Raw genomic sequence first — 19,758 nt, 5'->3', positions numbered from 1 at the left:
CCATACGGGGAGGACGATTCCGCATGCCGACTGGACCTCCGGTCTTCGACAAACAACGACTGCGTCAGGCGCGGATGGCCGTGGCCGCGGTCTTCTGTGTGCACGGCTCCGTCACCGGCAGCTTCGCGACCCGCATCCCCTGGATCCAGGACCACGCGAGCCTGAGCGCGGGGCAGTTGGGCCTCGCGCTCGCCTTCCCGGCGATCGGCGCCTCGATCACGATGCCGCTGGCCGGCGCGATCAGTCACCGCTTCGGCGCCCGTACGGCGCTGCGCGGACTGCTCGCCCTCTGGACGCTCGCCCTCACGCTGCCGTCCCTCGCCCCGAACCTGCTGACGCTCTGTCTGGCGCTCTTCGTCTACGGCGCCACGGCGGGCATGTCGGACGTCGCGATGAACGCGCTCGGTGTGGAGATCGAGAACCGGCTCGACAAGTCGATCATGTCCGGCCTGCACGGCATGTGGAGCATGGGCGCCCTGATCGGCTCCGCCGGCGGCACGCTCGCGGCCCACATGGACAGCGACGCACGCGTGCACCATCTGATCGCCGCCCTCGTCCTCACCGCCGCGGGCCTGATCGCCTGCAAGTGGGTGCTCGACCTGCGCAGCACGCCGGACGACGAGCCACCGCCGCGCTTCGCCCTGCCGCCCAAGTCCGCTCTGTTCATCGGCGCCGTGGGCTTCTGCGCGGTCTTCGCGGAGGGCGCGAGCCTCGACTGGTCGGCGGTGTATCTGGAGGACGTACTGGACACATCCCCCGGTCTCGCCGCCGCGTCCACCACGGCCTTCGCGCTCACCATGGCCATCGCGCGGCTGCTCGGCGACCGGGTGGTCGACCGGTTCGGCGCGGTGCGGTGCGTCAGGGTGGGCGGCGTCTCCGCCACCCTCGGCGGCGCGTTGGTGGTCCTCGCGCCCGGTCCGCTGGTCGCCATGGGCGGGTTCGCCCTGGTCGGGCTGGGGGTGGCGGTCGTCGTACCGCTGGCCTTCGCCGCCGCCGGGCGCAGCGGGCCCAATCCCAGCCAGGCCATCGCGGGCGTCGCGACCATCACGTACACGTCCGGGCTGATCGCCCCCTCGGCGATCGGCGCGGTGGCCGACGCGACGTCGCTGGTGGTCTCGTTCAGCCTGGTGACCCTGCTGGCCTTCGGGCTGGTGCTGGGTGCGAGCGTGCTGAGGACCGGGGACCGGCGGGTGGCTCCGGCGGCCGGTGCGGGCTCGGGGGAGCCCGCACCCGCCGTGCAGCAGGACTGAACGTCCCCGAGGTGGTGGTGCGGTGACCGGGTGCGGCGATTGGGTGCGCGGCCCGAAGGGGGCCGGACGGCGCCTCAGCGCTCGGGTGCGCGGCCGGGGTCGCGCTCGGGTTCGTGCTCGTGCTCGGGTTCGTGCTCGCGGAGGTACGCCTCCAGTTCCGCGGCCCCGGTCAGCATCGCCCGCCCCCGGGCGGAGAGCCGGCCGCGCCAGTCGCGCAGCGCGGCCTCCAGCGGCTCCAGACCCCCCGCCGCCCGCACCTGGGCGAGCAGCGGCGCGATCCGCTCCAACAGGTAGCCGCCCCGCCGGAGTTGGTGGGCCAGCCGGGCGTCCCGTACGTCGGCCTCGTCGTAGACCCGGTATCCGGTCAGCGGGTCGCGGCGCGGGCGCACCAGCCCTGCGCGCTCCCATTTGCGCAGCGTCGCGGGCCGGATTCCCAGCTCCGCCGCCAGCGGACCGATGAACGTGCCGCCGGGCCTGGACACCGCGGCGCCGGACACCGCGGCGCCGGGTTCCGGCGCGGTGGGTTCCGGCGCGGTGGGTTCCGGCGCGGTGGTCCTCGCCAGGTCGCGCAGGGCGCTCTCCACGGCCTGGAGTGTCCGCCGGTCGTCCAGCAGTTGGGCGTGGCTCTCGTCGATGAGGCGGAACGCCTCGTCGGCCGCGCCCTCGTTCACGGCCCGCATGATCGACGTCGCCGTCCGGTGGCCGTGGCCGGGCACCAGGGCCAGGAACGCGCCCAGGGCCCGCGCGTGCTGCGGGGTGTAGGTGCGGTAGCCGTGCGGGGTGCGAGCGGCGGCCGGCAGGATGCCGTCCTCCTCGTAGTTCCTGACGGCTTGCGTGGACAGACCGTGCCCGCGCGCCAGGTCGATCGGCCTCAGCTGCCCGCCGTTTTGAAGGTTTTGTGCCACAGGACCCACGATATCCTGGATCCTGCGCGGAAAAGTCTCAACCGGGTGTTCAACGATACCGTTTAAGGCATGGTTACAGACATCAAGAACGCCGTCCATGCCGTCGAGGCCGCCGCCGTCATGGGGCTGCTTCCGCTCCGGCCGCGGCTGCTCGCCCTGGGCGAGCCCACCCACGGCGTGGACGCTCCGCTCGACCTTCGCAACGAACTCTTCCGGCAGCTCGTGGAGGAGGAGGGTTACCGGACCATCACGATCGAGAGCGACTGTGTGCGGGGCCTGGTCGTGGACGACTACGTCACCCGGGGCACAGGCACCCTCGACCACGTCATGGAGCACGGATTCAGCCACGAGTTCGGCGCGTCCGCAGCCAACCGTGAACTCGTGCGCTGGATGCGGGACCACAACGTCCGCGCCGACAACGAAGGACGGCCCGCGTCCGAGCGGCTCCGCTTCGCCGGTTTCGACGGCCCGCTGGAGATCACCGGCGCGGAGAGTCCCCGGAAGGCCCTCACCGCACTCCACGGCTACCTCACGGCCCAGTTGGACCCGGAACTGCTCCCCTGCACCGCTCAATCGCTCGACCGCCTGCTCGGCGCGGACGGCCGGTGGACCGATCAGGCCGCGATGACGGACCCGTCCGCGTCCACGGGGGAGTCGGCCGAGGCGTACGAACTGCGGCTGCTCGCCGACGATCTGGTGGCGCTGCTCGACGCGCAGACGCCGCACCTGATCGCGGCGACCTCGCGGGACGACTGGGACCGGGCGCGCCTGTACGGGCGTACCGCCATCGGCCTGCTGCGCTACCACTTCTGGATGGCCGACTCCTCGCCCGGCCGCATGACGCGGCTGCTGGGCGTGCGGGACCAGATGATGGCCGACAACCTCCTCGCCCTCGCCGAACGGAGCCCGGTGCTGGTCCACGCCCACAACGCCCATCTCCAACGGGAGAAGAGTTCGATGCGGATGTGGCAGGGGCCGGTGGAGTGGTGGGGCGCCGGCTCGATCGTGAGCGCCCGGCTGGGCGAGGAGTACGGCTTCCTGGCCATGGGCATCGGCACGATGCGGCACCAGGAGGTGGACGTACCGGCGCCGGACACCGTCGAAGGACTCCTGTACGCGCTCCCGGAGGACCACTGCCTCGTCGACACCGCCCTGCTGGCCGACACCATCGGCGAGACACCGCCCGCCCCCCGCGTGTCCCCCTACTTCGGCTACTTCCCGCTCGACCCGGCCCACCTGACCTCGTACGACGGGATCGTGTTCCTCAAGGACGTCCCACAGAGTTAGGGCCTGTCGGTTGGCACCCACCCGAGACCGGACGGCAGCGGGCCGGCCCATACCATGACGCTGGTCTTTTCTGCGGCGGAATCGGAAGTGGAGCCACCCTCATGAAGCTCGGTGTGCGCTGGACCCTGCACGGCGACGGGCGGACGCCCGCGCCCGGCGCCGTCGTACGACCCGACGAACGGCTCTCCTGGCCCCGTACGGCCGGGCTCGGCGCCCAGCACGTGGTCGCGATGTTCGGCGCGTCGTTCGTCGCGCCCGTCCTGATGGGCCTCGACCCCAACCTCGCGATCATGATGTCCGGCGTCGCGACGATCATCTTCCTGCTGGCCACCCGTGGGCAGGTACCGAGCTATCTCGGCTGCTCACTGTCGTTCGTCGGGGTCGCCGCCACCGTCCGGGCGTCGGGCGGCGACAGCGCCACCGTCACCGGCGCGGTGTTCGTCGTCGCCGTCGTGCTGTTCCTCTCGGGGCTGGCCGTACGACGGTTCGGCGCCCGGATCATCCACGCCGCGATGCCGCCCGTCGTGACGGGCGCGGTGGTGATGCTCATCGGGTTCAATCTGGCGCCCGTCTCCGCCAAGACGTACTGGCCGCAGGATCAGTGGACCGCGCTGCTGGTGATGGTGTTCACCGCGCTGGCCGTCGTCTGTCTGCGCGGCTTCTGGTCACGTGTCGCGATCTTCCTCGGGCTGCTCTTCGGCTACGGCGTCTCGTGGGTCTTCGACACGGTCTTCGGCAAGATCCACTCCCCGGCGGGCGGCGCCGAGGCCGTGGACCACTGGCGGCTGGACCTGTCCCTGGTCGGGGACGCCGACTGGATAGGGCTCCCCGACTTCCACGCGCCGAGCTTCGAGTGGTCGGCGATCCTGGTCGCGCTGCCGGTCGTCATCGCGCTGATCGCGGAGAACGCCGGGCATGTGAAGGCCGTCGGTGAGATGACCGGCGACTCCCTCGACGGCAAGCTGGGTACGGCGATCGCCGCCGACGGCGCGGCGTCGATGCTCTCCACCGCCGTCGGCGGGCCGCCCAACACCACGTACTCCGAGAACATCGGCGTGATGGCCGCGACCCGCGTGTACTCGACCGCGGCGTACTGGGCCGCCGCCGGCTTCGCCCTGCTCTTCGGACTCTGCCCGAAGTTCGGCGCCGTCGTGGCCGCGATACCCGGCGGAGTGCTCGGCGGGATCACCGTCATCCTCTACGGCATGATCGGCCTGCTCGGCGCGCAGATCTGGATCAACGCCGGGGTGGATCTGCGCAATCCGCTCAATCTGGTGCCCGCGGCGGCCGGCATCATCATCGGCGTCGGCGGCGTCAGCATGAAGTTCACCGACAGCTTCGAACTCGGCGGCATCGCGCTCGGCTCGCTCGTGGTCATCGTCGGCTACCACGTGCTGCGCGCCTTCGCCCCGCCGCACCTGAAGGGCGACGGACCGCTGCTCGACTCGGGTACGTCCACGTACGACAGCGGGAACGAGGACGACCAACCGCCGGCCGCGAAGCCGTAATCGGCGGGACGCGCCTTTCCCCGTTCCCCTCGCCGCTTCTTTCCCCCGTTCTGACGAAGTCCCGGTCCTCCGGCACCTGCCGGGCTCCCGGGCTGGGACGCTCCCCCCATGGCGGAGATCCAGCTGTTCGCGGCCCGGCCCGACGACGACACACGCTCACCCGATTCCGCGTGGCGGCGGATGCGGGCGCTGCGTTCCGCGTGGCCGGAAGATGACGGGGTGGCCGTGTTCAACCGGCTCCGCGTGTCGGCCGTTGACGACATCGAGGCGCCGTACGGAGGCGGATACGCCGCCACCCGGGACGCGTTCGCGCTGCACGGCGCACTCGTCGAGCGGTATCTGGCGGCGGTCGACGCGGTGGCCGTGGGCGGGCGGGCACCGGCCGGCTGGCGGCCCCTCTTCCAGTACCGGCGCCATCCGGGCGTACGGCCCGCGCAGTTCGCGCTCGCGGGCGTCAACGCGCATGTCGGGCACGATCTGCCGCTCGCGGTGGTGGACCTCTGCCGGACGCGTCCCTGTGAACCGGCCGCGCTGGAAGCGGCGTTCGCACGGGTCGGCGACACGCTCGCGCTCCTCGCGGAGCGCGTCGGCGACGAAGGCCCGGCCGAGGCGGACACCCTGCGGATCGAGGACCCGCTCACGCATCTGCTCGGTTCGTGGAATCTGGAACGGGCGCTGGAGTCGGCCTGGTCGTCGGCGCTGGTGCTCTGGGGGCTGCGCGAAGTGCCGCCGCTGGCCGAGGAGTTCAGGGAGCGGATGGACGCGGGGGTGGGACTGGTGGGGCGGTGCCTGCTCACGCCGTACGGCTGAACCGCCCCACGTACACCCCCAGCGCCCCCACGCCCCCGCACCCCCCAGGCCCCCGACAAACGCTCAGTCCTCGGGCAGTTCGACCGGCGCGATCTCGTCGTACACATCGCCCGGCCCGGGATTCGTCGCGTCCGTGGCGCCGCCGAAGTGGGTCATCACACCCCACACGGCGTTGAGCGCGGTCTGTACGGCGCCCTCCGCCCACCCCGCCGTCCACGAGATGTCGTCGCCCGCCAGGAAGATCCCACGCTTGTCCGCAGGCAGCCGGTCCTGCATGAAGTGGGCGAACAGGCGGCGCTGGTAGCGGTAATGACCAGGCAGGTTGGCCTTGAACGCGCCCATGAAATACGGCTCGTTCTCCCACGACACCGTCACCGGGCTGCCGATGACATGGTCGCGGATGTCCACCTTCGGATAGATCTCGCCGAGCGACTTGAGCATGACCTCCATCCGCTCGTTCGCCGACAGCGGCAGCCACTTCAGGCTGTCGTCGCACCAGGTGTAGGAGAGGCAGATGACGGCCGGCTTGTCGGGGCCGTTGTCCAGGAGGTAGGTGCCGCGGGTCATCCGGTCGGTGAGGGTCATCGACATCGTGTCGCGGCCGGTCGGGTCACCCCTGTCGTCGACGGCCTCGTCCAGCCAGAACGGCCGGTCCACCGGCACGAACAGCTTGGACGACTCCATGTAGTGGGTGCGCTCCATCGCCGTCCAGTGGTCGATCGGGAAGAGCGAGTCGGCGCAGTCGATCTTCGACAGCAGCATCCAGGACTGTGCGGTGAAGACGGCGGCTCGGTAGGTGCGGATGTCCCCCGAGGCGTCGGTGACGGTGATCCGGTCCCCCGCCGTGCGGCGCAGCCGGGTCACGGCGCCGCGCGGCTCGCCGCCGTGCAGGGAGGAGAGCGAGGTGCCGAGGGGCCAGTGCGTGATCTTGGCGGGTTCGCGTTCCCAGAGCCGCAGCGGCAGTTGGCTGCTGCCGCCGACGATGCCGCGGTGGTGGTCGTCGGCCTCGGAGTAGACGACGCGCAGGATCTCCAGGATGGAGTTGGGGAAGTCGGTGTCCCAGCCGCCCGTCCCGAAGCCGACCTGGCCGAAGATCTCGCGGTGCCGGAAGGAGGTGAAGGCGTCGGAGTCGCAGAGGAAGCCGTAGAAGGTCTGGTTGTCGAGCTTCGCCACCAGCCGCGCCCAGATCTCCCGGATGCGCGGTACGTCGCGTTCGCGCATGGCGCGGTTCATGCCGGAGAAGTCGGCACCCTCCTCCAGGCAGGTGTTCCAGGCGTCCATGACGTCGCGGTAGACCTGCGGCAGGTCGTCGATCGTCCGCGCGTAGTGCGACTCGCCCTTGAGGTCCACGACGGTCGAAGGGGTGCCGGGGGCGAGGGGGTTGGGGAACGGCTCGGTGACCAGGCCCACCAGGTCGATGTAGTGCTGGAGCGCGGTGGACGACGGCGGGAAGCGCATCGCGCCCAGCTCGGCGGTCAGTTCGGGATCGCAGCCGTCGAAGCCGACGGTACGCAGCCGGCCGCCGATCCGGTCGGCCTCGTACACGACCGGCCGCAGGCCCATCTTCATCAGCTCGTACGCCGCGACGATGCCGGACAGCCCACCGCCGATGACCGCGACCTCGGCACCGTGCTCGGTCGCGGGCACCTGGCCGATGCCCGCGGGGTGGGCGAGGAAGTCGTCGTACGCGTAGGGGAAGTCCGGGCCGAACATGGTGATCGGCGGCAGGCCGGCTGGCGGCTGCGCCTCGGTGTGCGGGACGGAGGTGGGCACCGTGGACGTCATGGGGTACGGGCTCCTTGCGGGAAGAGCGGACGCGGGGTCGGGGTCGGTGGCCGCCGCCTCACGAGCCGGGCAGACCGGAGCTCCGGTGCGGGGCGGTACGCGACGACGGCATGGCAGACCTCGGGACGTCATGGTGTTCGGGGGGACATCCAGACGGTACGGCTCCGACTTCCGCCGCGACAAGGCGCCTGTGTTGCGTGTGGGCGGGGCAATCGTTGCGTCTTCGGGGCCGTGGGCGGCGATTCGTTGCGCCGCTGCTCGCATCGGGCTCCGCGCCGTGCGGCGCGGTGGGTGCAGCCGTGGGTGGAGCCGTGACAGGGCGGGACGGGGCACCCGGCGGTCTCAGCCGGGCGCGCCCGACGAGAAGCGCCTGAGCAGGGGCGAGAGCACCAGCACGGACTTCGTGCGTTCCACGTACGGCTCCCCCGCGATCAGTTCGAGCACCCGCTCGAAGTGGCGCATGTCGGAGGCGAAGACCTGGACCACGGCGTCGGCGTCACCCGTGACGGTCGACGCGGCCACCACCTCCGGGTAGCGCGAGAGGCCACGCCGGATGTCCTCGGGCGAGGTCTTGTGGCGACAGTAGATCTCGACGAAACCCTCGGTCTCCCAGCCGAGCGCCGCCGGGTCCACCCGTACGGTGAAGCCGGTGATGGCGCCCTCGGCGCGGAGCCGGTCGACCCGCCGCTTCACGGCGGGCGCCGAGAGGCCGACCTCGGAGCCGATGTCCGCGAAGGAGCGGCGGGCGTCCTGGGCGAGGGCGTGCACGATGCGTTCGTCGAGCTTGTTCAGTCGCACTGCGGGTGGATCACTTCTCTGCGGGTGGTGGTCCTGCCGTGGCCGGCCGGGCGCGACGCGCCCCGTATCCGAAGTAGACCACGGTGGAGGGGACGGCCCGGAAACCCGGGCCGTCCCCTCCACCGTGCGTCGTGCGTGGTCGCGCCCGGCGACCGGCCGGTCACTCGACGGCCAGCATGCCTTCCCGCAGCCGTCCGGTGATCCGCGACAACAGGCGCGACACATGCATCTGCGAGACGCCCAGTTCCTGCCCGATCTCCGACTGCGTCATCTCCGCGCCGAAGCGCATCTGGAGGATCCACTTCTCGCGCTCGTCCAGCTCCTCGATCAGCGGCTTGAGCGCCTGCACGTTCTCCGCCGCCTCCAACTGCGCGTCGGGCGCGCCGAGTCGGTCGGAGAGCGGCGAGGAGGACTCGGCGGTGTCGTCGGACGGCATGTCGATCGAGCCGGCCGTGTAGCCGTTGCTCGCGACGACGCCTTCGATGATCTCGTTCTCGTCGAGGTCGAGGAACGCGGCGAGTTCGGCCGTCGTCGGGGCGCGGTCCAGCCGCTGCGACAGTTCGTCCGTCGCCTTGGCCAGGTCGATCCGCAGCTCCTGAAGGCGGCGCGGCACGTGCACGGCCCAACTCGTGTCACGGAAGAACCGCTTGATCTCACCGACGATGTACGGGACGGCGAACGTCGCGAACTCCACCTCACGGCTCAGCTCGAAGCGGTCGATCGCCTTGATGAGGCCGATGGTGCCGACCTGGACGATGTCCTCCATCTGGTCCGAGCGGTTACGGAAGCGCGTCGCCGCGTACCGCACCAGGGCCAGGTTCAGCTCGATCAGGGTGTTGCGCACGTACTGGTGCTCGTGGGTGCCTTCCTCCAGCTCCGCCAGCCGGACGAAGAAGAGGCGCGAAATCTCCCGGGCGTCCTTGGGTGCCACATCTCCCGGGCACTCCACATACGGAAGTCCCAGTTCCGCCATGTCGGCCTGGTGGGTTCCGTACTGCGTGCTCTCGGTCGGGACCGTGATCGCCGTGGACACTGTGTCCTCCCCTTGCTCTGTTGACAGTGCACAGCCCGTGTACCCAGACGTAACCCGGTCATGTCTCCCGGATCCCGACCGGAATATGCCGCTCCCGGTCGCCGCGGCCGCGGCAACCGGGGACAGCGTCTCGCGTACGACGGAAGAATGCCTGGTCACAGGGGTGCGAGCGGCCCGCAGACGACCGTCACGGGCCGACGTCGCAACGGGGCGGATCCCGGAAAGATCCGCGAAGATAGGCCGGACAGGCCCTAACTCCAGCTCGCGTGCAGGGGCTTGCCCTCCGCGTAACCCGCCGCGCTCTGCACCCCGACGATGGACTTCTGGGCGAACTCCTCCAGCGAATTGGCCCCGGCGTACGTGCACGCGGAGCGGACCCCGGCGATGATCGAGTCGATCAGGTCCTCGACACCCGGCCGGGAGGGGTCCAGGAACATCCGCGAGGTGGAGATGCCCTCCTCGAAGAGCGCCTTGCGGGCCCGGTCGTACGCCGACTCCTCGCTGGTGCGGTTGCGCACGGCGCGTGCCGACGCCATACCGAAGGACTCCTTGTACAGACGTCCGTCGGCGGCCTGCTGGAGGTCACCGGGCGATTCGTACGTACCGGCGAACCAGGAACCGATCATCACGTTCGACGCGCCGGCGGCCAGGGCCATCGCGACGTCGCGCGGGTGGCGGACACCGCCGTCCGCCCACACGTGCTTGCCGTACTTCTTCGCCTCGGCGGCGCACTCCAGGACGGCGGAGAACTGCGGCCGGCCCACGCCGGTCATCATGCGCGTCGTACACATCGCGCCGGGGCCCACACCGACCTTGATGATGTCGGCGCCGGCCTCGATGAGATCGCGTACACCCTCGGCGGCCACGATGTTGCCCGCGACGATCGGCACCTTCGGGTCGAGCGCCCGGACGGCCCTGACGGCCGCGAGCATCGACTCCTGGTGGCCGTGCGCGGTGTCGACGACGAGCGTGTCGACGCCCGCCGCGAGGAGCTGCGCGGCCTTGCCCGCGACGTCGCCGTTGATGCCGACGGCGGCGGCGATACGCAGCCGGCCGGACGCGTCGGTGGCCGGGGTGTAGAGCGTGGCGCGCAGGGCGGCCTTCCGGGTCAGGATGCCGACCAGCTTGCCCTCGGCGTCGACGGCCGGGGCCAGCTTGCGGTTGGCGCCGTCGAGCCTGTCGAACGCCTCGCTCGGGTCGATGTCCGCGTCGATGAGCAGCAGATCCTTCGACATGACCTCGGACAGCTGGGTGAAACGGTCGACCCCGGTCAGATCGTGGTCGGTGACGATCCCGACCGGACGCAGGTCGCCGTCGACCACGACGCCGGCCCCGTGCGCCCGCTTGTGCAGCAGGGACAGGGCGTCACCGACGGTCTGCGTCGGCGCCAGGATGATCGGGGTGTCGAGCACGAGATGCCGCGTCTTGACCCAGGAGACGACCTCGGTGACGACCTCGATCGGGATGTCCTGGGGGATGACGACGAGGCCACCGCGCCGGGCGACGGTCTCCGCCATCCGGCGGCCCGCGATCGCCGTCATGTTGGCGACGACGAGGGGGATGGTGGTGCCGGTGCCATCGGGGGCGGCGAGATCCACGCCCTGCCGGGAGCCGACGGCCGAACGGCTCGGCACCATGAACACATCGTCGTACGTGAGGTCGTACGGCGGCTTCAGATCATTGAGGAAACGCATGCTAACTCTCTCACCAGCAGGTATACGTACAGGGCGGGTGGGAAGTCAGCACCGAACCAGCAATGGATCGGGCTGCGGCTCCTAGGCCATCATCGCCGATGCCACCCCGTCCCAGCGAACCGGCACCCCTTCTGTGTAGCATCCGCCAACCTTCGGCACCGGCGCCTGTACGTTCGACCGTCGTACGGGTGACAGTTGATCGCTAAGGTGTGCGCCATGCCAGGACCCGCCGAACTCCCGCGCGCTCCGGGGCTGTCCCTGCACCTCCTCGGCGGGTTCGGGGCGGTCCGTGACGACGGCGTGGAGATCCCCGCCGGTGGCGGCGCAGCACCGCGCGGACCTTGGTGAAGTTGCTGGCGGTGGCTCCGGGGCTGCGCCGTCATCGCGAAGAGGTGATGGACCTGCTGTGGCCGGACGCCCCCATGGACGCGGCGGTACGGAACCTTCGCGTCACCCTCCATGCCGCACGCCACGCGCTGGAGCCGGAGCTGGTGCCGCGGGTTCCTTCCTCCTGTCTGGTGGCGGAGGGCGATCTGCTCTTCTCTGGCCCCGGACCGGGTGCGGGTCGACGCCGACGAGGCGGAGGAGGCCGGGCGCGCCGCGCTGGCTTCGGGGGACGCCGACGCGATCGGCGGGGCGCTGGAGACCCTGAGCCGGGAGTTCCTGCCGGAAGACAGGTACGCGGACTGGGACGGGGAGCGCCGTCGCCGTATCGAGGTACTGCGCGAGCAGCTGGTCCCGGCCCTGGCCGGGCGGCTGTTGGCCGACGGTCGCGCCGATGAGGCGGTCGGTGTGCTGTGCGACGCGGTGGACCGCTCCCCCGCCGACGAGTCCCTGAATCTGCTGCTGGCCCGCACCTGGTGCGACATGGGCCGGCCGCGTCAGGCCATCCGTCAGTATCACGCCTGCCGTGAGGCGCTCACCGATGAGCTGGGGGTGCGTCCCGGTGCCGGGCTGGAGGAGCCGCACCGTACCGCCCTGTCCGCACTGGACGCTCTCGGCGCCGCGCCGATCGCCCGGAGCGTGCCGCAGCCCGCACCGTTGCCTCCCGCGATCCGCCGTCCCGAACGGCTCCCGCTGTTCGGCCGCGAACGCCCGCCGGCGCTGCTCGCCGAGCATGCCTCGGCGTCGGCCGGGGGCACCGCGCTCGTCGTCGTGCGAGGTGAGGCGGGCATCGGCAAGACCCGGCTCGTCGCGGAGGCGGCGCGACGAGCGGCGGCGCGGGGTGTGTGCGTGCTCTGGGGTACGAGCCACGAGGCGGAGGGGCAGACGCCGTACGGGATGTTCGCGGACGCGCTGGACGGGCACCTCGCGGGGTGCGGCGTCCAGGAGCGTTCCCGGGTCGGTGCCGAACACGTTGGCCTCGCCGCCCTGTTGCCCTCGCTGGGCGGCGGGCCGCCGGCCGCCGCGAGCCCGGAGGAGGAACGCGCCCGGCTGTTCCGGGCCGTCGCCGGTGTCCTCACCGATCTCGCGGCCACCCGGCCGGTCCTCGTCGTCCTCGACGATGTGCACACCGCCGACCCGGGTTCACCGAGCCTGCTCCTTCACCTGGTGCGGACCGCGCAGGCCAGGCGCTGGCGGTTCATCGCCACCTGCCGCGACGACACTCTTGAGTCCGACGACGTCCGGCGGCAGGTGCTGGACGTCATCCTGCGGCAGCGGATGGCGGTGGAGATCGATCTGCCGCGTCTGAGCCGCGCCGACCGCGCGGGGCTCGCCACGGCGGCAGCCGGCCTCGACCGGCGTGCGGAGGGCCGCCACACCGCCTCTCGTATCCTTCAACTCTCCCTCGGAAACCCCCTGTTCGCCCTGGAGCTGACCACCAGCCCGGAGGCGGACCTGGAGCACATGGAGCCGCGCCACCGCACCACCGCCGAGCCGGACGGCGACGCCGTTCCGGACAGCATCCGCCGGCTGATCGCCGGCCGGCTGGCCCGGCTGCCCGGGGACGCCCGGCGCACGCTCGCCGCGCTGTCCGTCGCGGGCGGCACCGCGGTCTCGCTCACCGAGCTGGAGGCCGTCGCCTCCGGCGGTCTGTATCCACGGCTGGCCGCGCCGGAGGTCACCGCGGCGCTCGACGCGGCGGGCCGGCGGCTCCACCAGTCGTACACCGACACGGTGCTGCGGCTGCGGCCCGACGCCCTCGTCTTCCCTATGACGGTGGCCGACCCTATGACGGTGGCCGACGACGAGCGGCCCCGGTCTTCCTGCGCGCCGCCGCCGACCGGGCCCGCCGCCCTGCTGGCCCAGGAGCACCCTGACTGGCCCCCGGAGCAGCTCAAGCACACGCTGACGGGCACCGCGTCGGCCCTGCGGGCCGGCCAGACGGTGCACGACGTCGGCAGTGGCGTGGTGAACCTTCCGGCCGCCCTGAAGCAGACCGTCGTCGCCGACACCGGCGCCGTCGACTTCGGGCGGCTGGACGCGTCCGGCGGCACCGCCACCCGTACCGTCGAGGTCACCAACAAGGGCGGCGCGGCCGTGACGCTGGACCTCAAGGGCACGCTCGCCACGAACGGTGGAGCCACACCGGACGGTCTGCTGAAGGTGCCCGCCTCCACCGTGGCGCTGGCCGCCGGTGAGACCACCGAGGTCACCCTGACCGTCGACGCCACGGGCACCGCGACCGGTACCTGCAGCGGCGCGCTGACGGCGCTCCCCACCGATGGTGGCCAGGCGCTGCGCATCCCGCTGCTCCTGGACCGGGCACAGACCGTCAAGGTCACCACGCTCGACCGCGCGGGCAAGCCCGCGCCCGCTCAGATATCCCTGCTCAACGCGGACAGCGGCGCCGCGATGAACGCGGAGATCAGGGAAGGCACCCGAGACCTCCGGGTTCCCGATGGCCCCTACCTGGGCCTGGCGATGATCCGGATGAACATCGACGGAGCCCGGTCGCGTTCAACGAGCGCTGGCGCCTCGCGGACGCCGACAGTGACATCACTGTGGGTGATACCGACACCCTCTACGACGTGGCCTACGCCCAGGACAAGGTGAGCGGCGACGCGGAGCGCAAGGTGACGCGCGGCGAGATCAGGAAGCTCGCCAAGGTCCGCATGACGTACAAGGGCATGAACGAGAAGCTCCGCTACCAGGAAGGCGCCACGGTCTACGCACGGGCCTCAGCGGTCTCAACACGACCTCGCCGTCCTACCTGACCGTTCCCAAGGAACGCACCGAGTACATCCAGGCCGAGGGCACCACCTGGATGCGGTTCACCTACCGTCATCTGTCAGGTGTGGAGATGGACTACGCCCCGCGCGTCATCACCTACAAGCCGGGCCGCTCCACCAAGGAGACCTGGTTCACCGGCCCGTTCTCGGTCGCCGCGAAGGGACAGCCCACCGGCGCCCGGCTTCAGTTGAGGATCGACGACAACGTCGACCCCAAGGGACTCGTCGGTGAGTACGCCGACGTCAACTTCCCGATGCGCCTGACGGGCACGACGCAGCTCCACCGCGACGGTGTGCTCGTCGCCGACCGCGGCACCACGATCGACAAGAACTTCGAGGACGCCGAGAAGGCCTCGTACGAGTTGAAGCGCACCTGCGCCTCCGCCGGGATCTTCCCGATGGGCGGCGAGGCCACCGCCAAGTGGCGCTTCACGGCGGGTGGTACGGGTGACACGCCGACATCGGTGAAGCTGCTCAACGTGGCGTTCGACGCACCGCTGAACGACCTGAACCAGGCCCGCGCGGGCCGTTCCCTGACCATGACGGCCGACGTCTCGGGCGCGGTCGGCGGGCTGCGCGACGTGCGCGCCTGGGTGACCTCGGACCTCGGTGCCACCTGGCAGCAGGTGTCGGTGCACCGTGACGACGACGGCGAACACCGTTTCACGGCGCCGCCTTCCGCGCTCAAGTCCGGTGGTTTCGTGGGCGTCCGCGTGACGGCCACGAACCGGCGGGGCAACACCGTGGACTCGACGCTCCCCCGGGCGGTCCCGGTCGGGTGATCAGGGCCGGCCACCTGACGGTGCCACCGCCTCTCCGGGGGCGGTGGCACCGCGGCGTCCGATCGACGGGAGACGTCGCACGGCCGGTGTGAACATTCATGCCGGCCGTCCCCACCGGTCCCGCTACGATCGGCCGTCCGTGATCTTCGCGGACCGGCCGATCCGCCGCGGGTACTGGAGGAACGCACCCATGAAGCACGCCCCGAAGCCCCGGGAAGACGATCAGGAGGGCAATCCCGCGCGGCTCGAAAGGGGACATCCGTTCCGTCAGTGGAAGACCTGGCGGATACCCGGCACCACGTTCACCCTCACCGGCTACTCGCGTGCGAACGACAAGACGTTCTTCCACATCCCCGAGCTGCGGTGCGGCTTGGACGCGGGGCTGTGCGAAGGGCGTCAGGTGGACACCGTGCTGCTCACCCACACCCATCACGACCATGCGAAGGATCTGGACTTCCTCGCCTCCCGGGCCGGTACCGACATCTATCTGCCCGCCGACACCGTGCCGTACGTGGAGGCGTTCCTGCGGGCGTCGGCGGAGCTGAACCACGGCGCGGGGTACGACCCGGCCCTCGGTGGCGGCCACCGCTTGCACGGGGTGCGGCAGGACGACGAATTCACCTTCGGCCGGCGGGCGCACCGTGTGCGGGTGGTGGAGTGCGAGCACAAGGTGCCCTGTGTGGGATACGCCGTGTCCGAGGTGGGCAAGGCGCTGCTGCCCCGGTACGAGGAACTGCGCCGCTCACTGGTCGAGGAGGGGCGGGGCGGCGAGTTCGGCCGGATCATGGCGCGAGAGCGCGAAGAGGGCGTCGAGGTCGAACAGGAGGTGCAGCGGCCCCTGTTCGTGTTTCTCGGTGACACCGACGTCACCGTGTTCGAGCGCAATCCATGGTTGTTCACGTATCCGGTGGTCATCACCGAATGCACGTTCCTGCACGACAGCGAGCTGGGACGGGCCGACCGGGACGGGCATACCGTCTGGAGCCGCCTCAGACCGGTGGTCGAGGCACATCCCGAAACCTTGTTCGTCCTGACCCATTTCAGTCTGCGCCACTCGGAGCAGGACATCCTCGACTTCTTCGAGAAGGAAGGCACGAGTTCCGGCGGCGGGCGTCCGGACAACGTCCTGCTGTGGGCGCACCCGGAGAGTCTGCTCCCCGAACAGCACCAGCACAGCGGCACAAGAGCCGGGTAACGGGCCGTCGCCGGAAATACCTCCGGGCCGAGAACCCCAGGCCGCGCCTACTCGCTGTCCGGGTCCGCACGCTCCAGGGCCGGGCGCGGACCTGGCGCGAAGTCGTGCAGCAGGAAGTCGGCGGCCGCGGTGTCGGTGACCAGGCTCGTGACGAGTCCGGATCTCAGTACGGCTCCGATGGCCGCGCCCTTGCGCTGTCCGCCCGCGATGGCGACGACCTCGGGGATACGGCGCAGCCGGTCGGCCTCGACGGTGATGCACCGCTCGCCCAGGTCGCGGCCGACCCGCCGGCCCTCCGCGTCGAAGAGGTGCGCGGACATCTCGGCCTCGACGCCGAGCGAGGCGTAGTGTGAGCGCTCCTCGTCGGTGAGCATGTCGTGGACCGTGGAGATCCCCGCCTCCCAGGAGCCGATGGACACCGCGGCGACGGTCACCTTGTCGAAGTACTCGAAGGCGCGGGCGATACCGGGCTGGCCGCGCAGCGCGGCGGCCGTCGCCGGGTCGGGCAGCAGCATCGGGGCGTAGATCGGGTGCGCCTCGCCGCCGGAGACCTGGGCGGCGCGCCGTACGGCCTCGACCGAACCGCGCTCGGCGGTGCCCGCGTCGTACACGCCGGTCAGCTGGACGACGGTGCACGGCGGCAGCCGGTCGAGGGCGGCGGCCATGTGGATGGTGGAGCGGCCCCAGGCAAGGCCGAGGACATCGCCCTCGACCACCAGTTCGCCGAGGAGGTCGGCGGCCACCTCGCCGAGGTTCTCGGGGTCGGGCGACTCGTCGGCGGCCTCGGCGGGCGACTCCACGACGACGGCGTGCCGCAGGCCGTAGCGGGCGCGCAGGGCGTCGGAACGCTCGGCGTCCAGCTCGGCGGGGACGCGGATCTCGATCCGCACGAGGTCACGTTCGAGCGCGGTCTCCAGGACCCGGGCCACCTTGAAGCGGCTGACGCCGAACTCCTCGGCGATCTGGATCTTGGACTTGCCCTCCAGATAGAAGCGGCGGGCCATGGCCGCGGCCTGCACCAATTCCGCGGGTCCCATGCGCAGGGCCGGCCGACCCGCCGACATACCAGACACCGCGATCTCCTCACTGCTGTTCACACTCTGGACGCGCTCTCATCCTGTCAGATTCGGGCGGTCCTTGATCAGCCCGGTTGGGCGGCGTTCATGTAGCTGTGGCCCGGTGGCCCGTGTGCGGTCGCGCGCTCAGTGGGCGCATGCCCAGCCGGCCGAGGCGGTCGCCTCGTCGGCCTGGTGGCGCAGCATCCGTACGGCGGCTGCCGGGTCGTCCGTCCCGTACACCGCCGAGCCCGCGACGAAGACGTCGGCGCCCGCGTCGGCGCACCGCTCGATGGTTTCGGCGGAGACACCGCCGTCGACCTGGAGCCACAGCTCCAGGCCGTGCTTGGAGATCAGCTCCCGGGTACGGCGGATCTTGGGCAGCATGATGTCCAGGAAGGCCTGACCGCCGAAGCCCGGCTCCACCGTCATGATCAGCAGCATGTCCAGCTCGGGAAGCAGATCCTCGTACGGCTCGACGGGGGTCGCCGGCTTCAGCGCCATCGAGGCGCGCGCACCCTTGGCGCGGATCTCGCGGGCCAGCCGTACGGGGGCCGCCGCCGCCTCCGCGTGGAAGGTGACCGAACCGGCTCCCGCCTCCACGTACCGCGGCGCCCAGCGGTCGGGCTCCTCGATCATCAGATGGCAGTCCAGCGGGATCTCCGTGGCGCGGGCGAGCGCTTCGACCACCGGCACGCCGAGGGTCAGATTGGGCACGAAGTGGTTGTCCATGACGTCGACGTGGAGCCAGTCGGCGCCTTCGGCCGCTGTCGCCTCCTCGGCCAGACGTGCGAAATCGGCGGACAGGATGCTGGGGTTGATCTGAGCCATGTGCCAAGCCTGCCATGCTCCGGGCGACTTCCCCGCCTCGATGCGCGTCATCGGGCCGGCGGGAGGGGCACAGTCCGCGCAATCCTCGCGTTTCCGCTCCGTCGGCGATGGCGGCGGGCGCTCCCACCGCCCTGCCGCCGTCGCCGTGCCACCGTCCCCCTGCCGCCCGATGCCTCTCAGGCGGTGCGCCGCAGCAGCGCCAGATACATCGCGTCCGTGCCGTGGACATGCGGCCACAGCTGGACGTCGGGGCCGTCCCCCAGCGCCGCGACACCGGGCATCAGCGGCCGGGCGTCGACCCACTCGGCCTCGGCGGCGGGGCCGCCCCTGCCCTTCAGCACGTCCTCCACGACGGTGCGCGTCTCGGCCAGGTGCGGGGAGCACGTGGCGTAGCCGACCACTCCGCCCACGCGCACGGCCTTCAGCGCCTCGCGCAGCAGTGCCCGCTGGAGCGGCGCGAAGCCCTCCAGATCCTCGGGGCGCCGCCGCCAGCGGGCCTCGGGGCGGCGGCGCAGGGCGCCCAGTCCGGTGCACGGGACGTCGACCAGGACGCGGTCGAAGACGCCGGGCCGCCACGGCGGGCGGGTGCCGTCGGCGGTGATCACCTGGTACGGGCCGGGGTTGCCGGTGAGCGCGCGCTCGACGAGGCGCGCCCGGTGCGGCTGCTTCTCGGAGGCGAGCAGCCACGCGCCGCGCTCGGCGGCCAGCGCGGCGAGGAGCGCCGCCTTGCCGCCGGGCCCCGCGCAGCCGTCGAGCCACCGGGTGTCGCTGCCGTCCAGCGGCGCGTTGGCGAGCGCCACGGCGACGAGCTGGCTGCCCTCGTCCTGGACTCCGGCCCGGCCCTCGCGTACGGCGTCGATGGCGCCCGGTTCGCCGCCCTCGGTGAGCCGGACCGCGTACGGGGACCAGCGTCCCGGCAGTGCGGACTCCTCGCCCAGTGTGTCGAGGAGTTCGCCGGCCGTGGCCCGGCCGGGGCGCGCGACGAGTGTCACCTCGGGGCGTTCGTTGTCCGCTTCGAGCAGATCCTCGATGCCGGCCCGGCCGCCGCCGAGCGCGTCCCAGAGCGCGGAGACGATCCAGCGGGGGTGCGAGTGGACGACGGCGAGGTGGTCCTCGGCGTCCTCGTCGTACGGCGGCGCGACCCGCTCCAGCCAGGCGTCGAGGTCGTCCTTCGAGATCTTCCGCAGGACGGCGTTGACGAATTTCGCCCGCCCGTCGCCGAGCACGACGCGGGCCAGCTCCACGCTGGCCGACACGGCGGCGTGGGTGGGGATACGGGTGCCGAGCAACTGGTGCGCCCCGAGGGCGAGTACGTCGAGCACGGGCGGGTCGACCTGCTTCAGCGGCCGGTCGATACAGGCCGAGATGATCGCGTCGTACGTGCCCTGGCGGCGGAGCGTGCCGTAGACGAGTTCGGTCGCGAGCGCCGCGTCACGGGTGTCGAAGTCCCCCGCCTCCCTGGCCTTCTTGAGGAGGGGCGGGAGGACGAGGTTGGCGTAGGCGGCGCGCTCGTCGACGGCCCGCAGTGCCTCGAAGGCGAGGATCCGCACGGGATCCTTCTTGGGACGGCGGTAGTTCTTGGAGGGACGGCGACGGGCCTGCTCGTTCAAAGGTGCTCCGCAAAGGTTCTACGCGTGAAGGGTGGCGCTTGC

General features: G+C 71.4%; 17 protein-coding genes. 9 read left to right on the top strand and 8 right to left on the bottom strand.

Going from position 1 to position 19,758, the window contains the following annotated elements; genetic code table 11:
* The first annotated feature begins 23 nt into the window (after window positions 1-23).
* The gene (locus tag OG700_RS33600; protein WP_405620223.1) at window positions 24-1,250 is read left to right on the top strand and encodes an MFS transporter; all 1,227 of its coding nucleotides are present in this window, start codon (window positions 24-26) and stop codon (window positions 1,248-1,250) included.
* A gap of 74 nt (window positions 1,251-1,324) precedes the next feature.
* Here OG700_RS33600 and OG700_RS33595 read toward each other — a convergent pair whose 3' ends face one another.
* Complete coding sequence (locus tag OG700_RS33595) at window positions 1,325-2,155, bottom strand: TioE family transcriptional regulator (RefSeq protein ID WP_405620221.1); 831 nt, start codon at window positions 2,153-2,155, stop codon at window positions 1,325-1,327.
* Window positions 2,156-2,224: 69 nt separating this feature from the next.
* Between OG700_RS33595 and OG700_RS33590 the strand changes: the two genes are divergently transcribed.
* From OG700_RS33590 to OG700_RS33580, 3 genes are all read left to right on the top strand, one after another.
* Window positions 2,225-3,442: an erythromycin esterase family protein gene (locus OG700_RS33590; protein ID WP_405620219.1), complete on the top strand. Its 1,218-nt coding sequence runs from the start codon at window positions 2,225-2,227 to the stop codon at window positions 3,440-3,442.
* A 101-nt stretch (window positions 3,443-3,543) separates the two neighbouring features.
* Window positions 3,544-4,950: a uracil-xanthine permease family protein gene (locus OG700_RS33585; protein WP_405620217.1), complete on the top strand. Its 1,407-nt coding sequence runs from the start codon at window positions 3,544-3,546 to the stop codon at window positions 4,948-4,950.
* Between the two features lie 108 nt (window positions 4,951-5,058).
* Window positions 5,059-5,760: a DUF5995 family protein gene (locus tag OG700_RS33580; RefSeq protein ID WP_405620215.1), complete on the top strand. Its 702-nt coding sequence runs from the start codon at window positions 5,059-5,061 to the stop codon at window positions 5,758-5,760.
* Between the two features lie 63 nt (window positions 5,761-5,823).
* Here the strand turns inward: OG700_RS33580 and OG700_RS33575 are convergent, their stop codons facing one another.
* From OG700_RS33575 to OG700_RS33560, 4 genes are all read right to left on the bottom strand, one after another.
* A complete protein-coding gene (locus OG700_RS33575) occupies window positions 5,824-7,545 on the bottom strand; it encodes a flavin monoamine oxidase family protein (RefSeq protein WP_405620213.1) in 1,722 nt (573 codons plus the stop codon).
* Between the two features lie 342 nt (window positions 7,546-7,887).
* Window positions 7,888-8,343 (bottom strand): Lrp/AsnC family transcriptional regulator, encoded by a 456-nt coding sequence (locus tag OG700_RS33570; RefSeq protein WP_405620211.1) that lies wholly within the window; start codon window positions 8,341-8,343, stop codon window positions 7,888-7,890.
* Between the two features lie 160 nt (window positions 8,344-8,503).
* Window positions 8,504-9,316: an RNA polymerase sigma factor SigF gene (locus OG700_RS33565; RefSeq protein ID WP_405622175.1), complete on the bottom strand. Its 813-nt coding sequence runs from the start codon at window positions 9,314-9,316 to the stop codon at window positions 8,504-8,506.
* Between the two features lie 311 nt (window positions 9,317-9,627).
* Window positions 9,628-11,070, bottom strand: a complete 1,443-nt coding sequence (locus OG700_RS33560) for a GuaB1 family IMP dehydrogenase-related protein (RefSeq protein WP_405620209.1) — start codon at window positions 11,068-11,070, stop codon at window positions 9,628-9,630.
* A gap of 216 nt (window positions 11,071-11,286) precedes the next feature.
* Here OG700_RS33560 and OG700_RS33555 point away from each other — a divergent pair, with 216 nt between their 5' ends.
* The 5 genes from OG700_RS33555 (at window position 11,287) to OG700_RS33535 (ending at window position 16,220) form a co-directional block, all read left to right on the top strand.
* Window positions 11,287-11,418: a hypothetical protein gene (locus tag OG700_RS33555; RefSeq protein ID WP_405620207.1), complete on the top strand. Its 132-nt coding sequence runs from the start codon at window positions 11,287-11,289 to the stop codon at window positions 11,416-11,418.
* A gap of 210 nt (window positions 11,419-11,628) precedes the next feature.
* The gene (locus OG700_RS33550) at window positions 11,629-14,067 is read left to right on the top strand and encodes an AAA family ATPase (RefSeq protein WP_405620205.1); all 2,439 of its coding nucleotides are present in this window, start codon (window positions 11,629-11,631) and stop codon (window positions 14,065-14,067) included.
* A complete protein-coding gene (locus tag OG700_RS33545) occupies window positions 14,043-14,228 on the top strand; it encodes a hypothetical protein (RefSeq protein WP_405620203.1) in 186 nt (61 codons plus the stop codon). Before OG700_RS33550 ends, OG700_RS33545 begins: the two co-directional genes overlap by 25 nt.
* Before the next feature lie 86 nt (window positions 14,229-14,314).
* Window positions 14,315-15,025, top strand: coding sequence for a hypothetical protein (locus tag OG700_RS33540; protein WP_405620201.1), 711 nt, complete (start codon window positions 14,315-14,317; stop codon window positions 15,023-15,025).
* A gap of 190 nt (window positions 15,026-15,215) precedes the next feature.
* On the top strand, window positions 15,216-16,220 hold the full coding sequence (locus tag OG700_RS33535) for an MBL fold metallo-hydrolase (protein WP_405620199.1): 1,005 nt from the start codon (window positions 15,216-15,218) through the stop codon (window positions 16,218-16,220).
* Window positions 16,221-16,267: 47 nt separating this feature from the next.
* Here the strand turns inward: OG700_RS33535 and OG700_RS33530 are convergent, their stop codons facing one another.
* From OG700_RS33530 to OG700_RS33520, 3 genes are all read right to left on the bottom strand, one after another.
* Window positions 16,268-17,317, bottom strand: coding sequence for a sugar-binding transcriptional regulator (locus OG700_RS33530; protein ID WP_405620197.1), 1,050 nt, complete (start codon window positions 17,315-17,317; stop codon window positions 16,268-16,270).
* Between the two features lie 105 nt (window positions 17,318-17,422).
* Window positions 17,423-18,106 (bottom strand): ribulose-phosphate 3-epimerase, encoded by a 684-nt coding sequence (gene rpe / locus OG700_RS33525; RefSeq protein ID WP_405620195.1) that lies wholly within the window; start codon window positions 18,104-18,106, stop codon window positions 17,423-17,425.
* 176 nt (window positions 18,107-18,282) lie between these two features.
* Window positions 18,283-19,716 (bottom strand): RsmB/NOP family class I SAM-dependent RNA methyltransferase, encoded by a 1,434-nt coding sequence (locus OG700_RS33520; protein WP_405620193.1) that lies wholly within the window; start codon window positions 19,714-19,716, stop codon window positions 18,283-18,285.
* Window positions 19,717-19,758 lie beyond the last annotated feature (42 nt).

The sequence above is a fragment of the Streptomyces sp. NBC_01508 genome (assembly GCF_045040315.1).
GTDB lineage: Bacteria > Actinomycetota > Actinomycetes > Streptomycetales > Streptomycetaceae > Streptomyces.
This window is presented reverse-complemented; position numbering and strand designations above follow the sequence as displayed.

What these genes read in the sequence shown, in the direction of transcription:
- OG700_RS33600 (WP_405620223.1), top strand. Translation starts at nt 24, where the DNA reads ATGCCGACTGGACCTCCGGTCTTCGACAAACAACGACTGCGTCAGGCG.
- OG700_RS33590 (WP_405620219.1), top strand. Translation starts at nt 2,225, where the DNA reads ATGGTTACAGACATCAAGAACGCCGTCCATGCCGTCGAGGCCGCCGCC.
- OG700_RS33585 (WP_405620217.1), top strand. Translation starts at nt 3,544, where the DNA reads ATGAAGCTCGGTGTGCGCTGGACCCTGCACGGCGACGGGCGGACGCCC.
- OG700_RS33580 (WP_405620215.1), top strand. Translation starts at nt 5,059, where the DNA reads ATGGCGGAGATCCAGCTGTTCGCGGCCCGGCCCGACGACGACACACGC.
- OG700_RS33575 (WP_405620213.1), bottom strand. Translation starts at nt 7,545, where the DNA reads ATGACGTCCACGGTGCCCACCTCCGTCCCGCACACCGAGGCGCAGCCG.
- OG700_RS33565 (WP_405622175.1), bottom strand. Translation starts at nt 9,316, where the DNA reads ATGGCGGAACTGGGACTTCCGTATGTGGAGTGCCCGGGAGATGTGGCA.
- OG700_RS33560 (WP_405620209.1), bottom strand. Translation starts at nt 11,070, where the DNA reads ATGCGTTTCCTCAATGATCTGAAGCCGCCGTACGACCTCACGTACGAC.
- OG700_RS33555 (WP_405620207.1), top strand. Translation starts at nt 11,287, where the DNA reads ATGCCAGGACCCGCCGAACTCCCGCGCGCTCCGGGGCTGTCCCTGCAC.
- OG700_RS33540 (WP_405620201.1), top strand. Translation starts at nt 14,315, where the DNA reads ATGGACTACGCCCCGCGCGTCATCACCTACAAGCCGGGCCGCTCCACC.
- OG700_RS33535 (WP_405620199.1), top strand. Translation starts at nt 15,216, where the DNA reads ATGAAGCACGCCCCGAAGCCCCGGGAAGACGATCAGGAGGGCAATCCC.
- rpe (WP_405620195.1), bottom strand. Translation starts at nt 18,106, where the DNA reads ATGGCTCAGATCAACCCCAGCATCCTGTCCGCCGATTTCGCACGTCTG.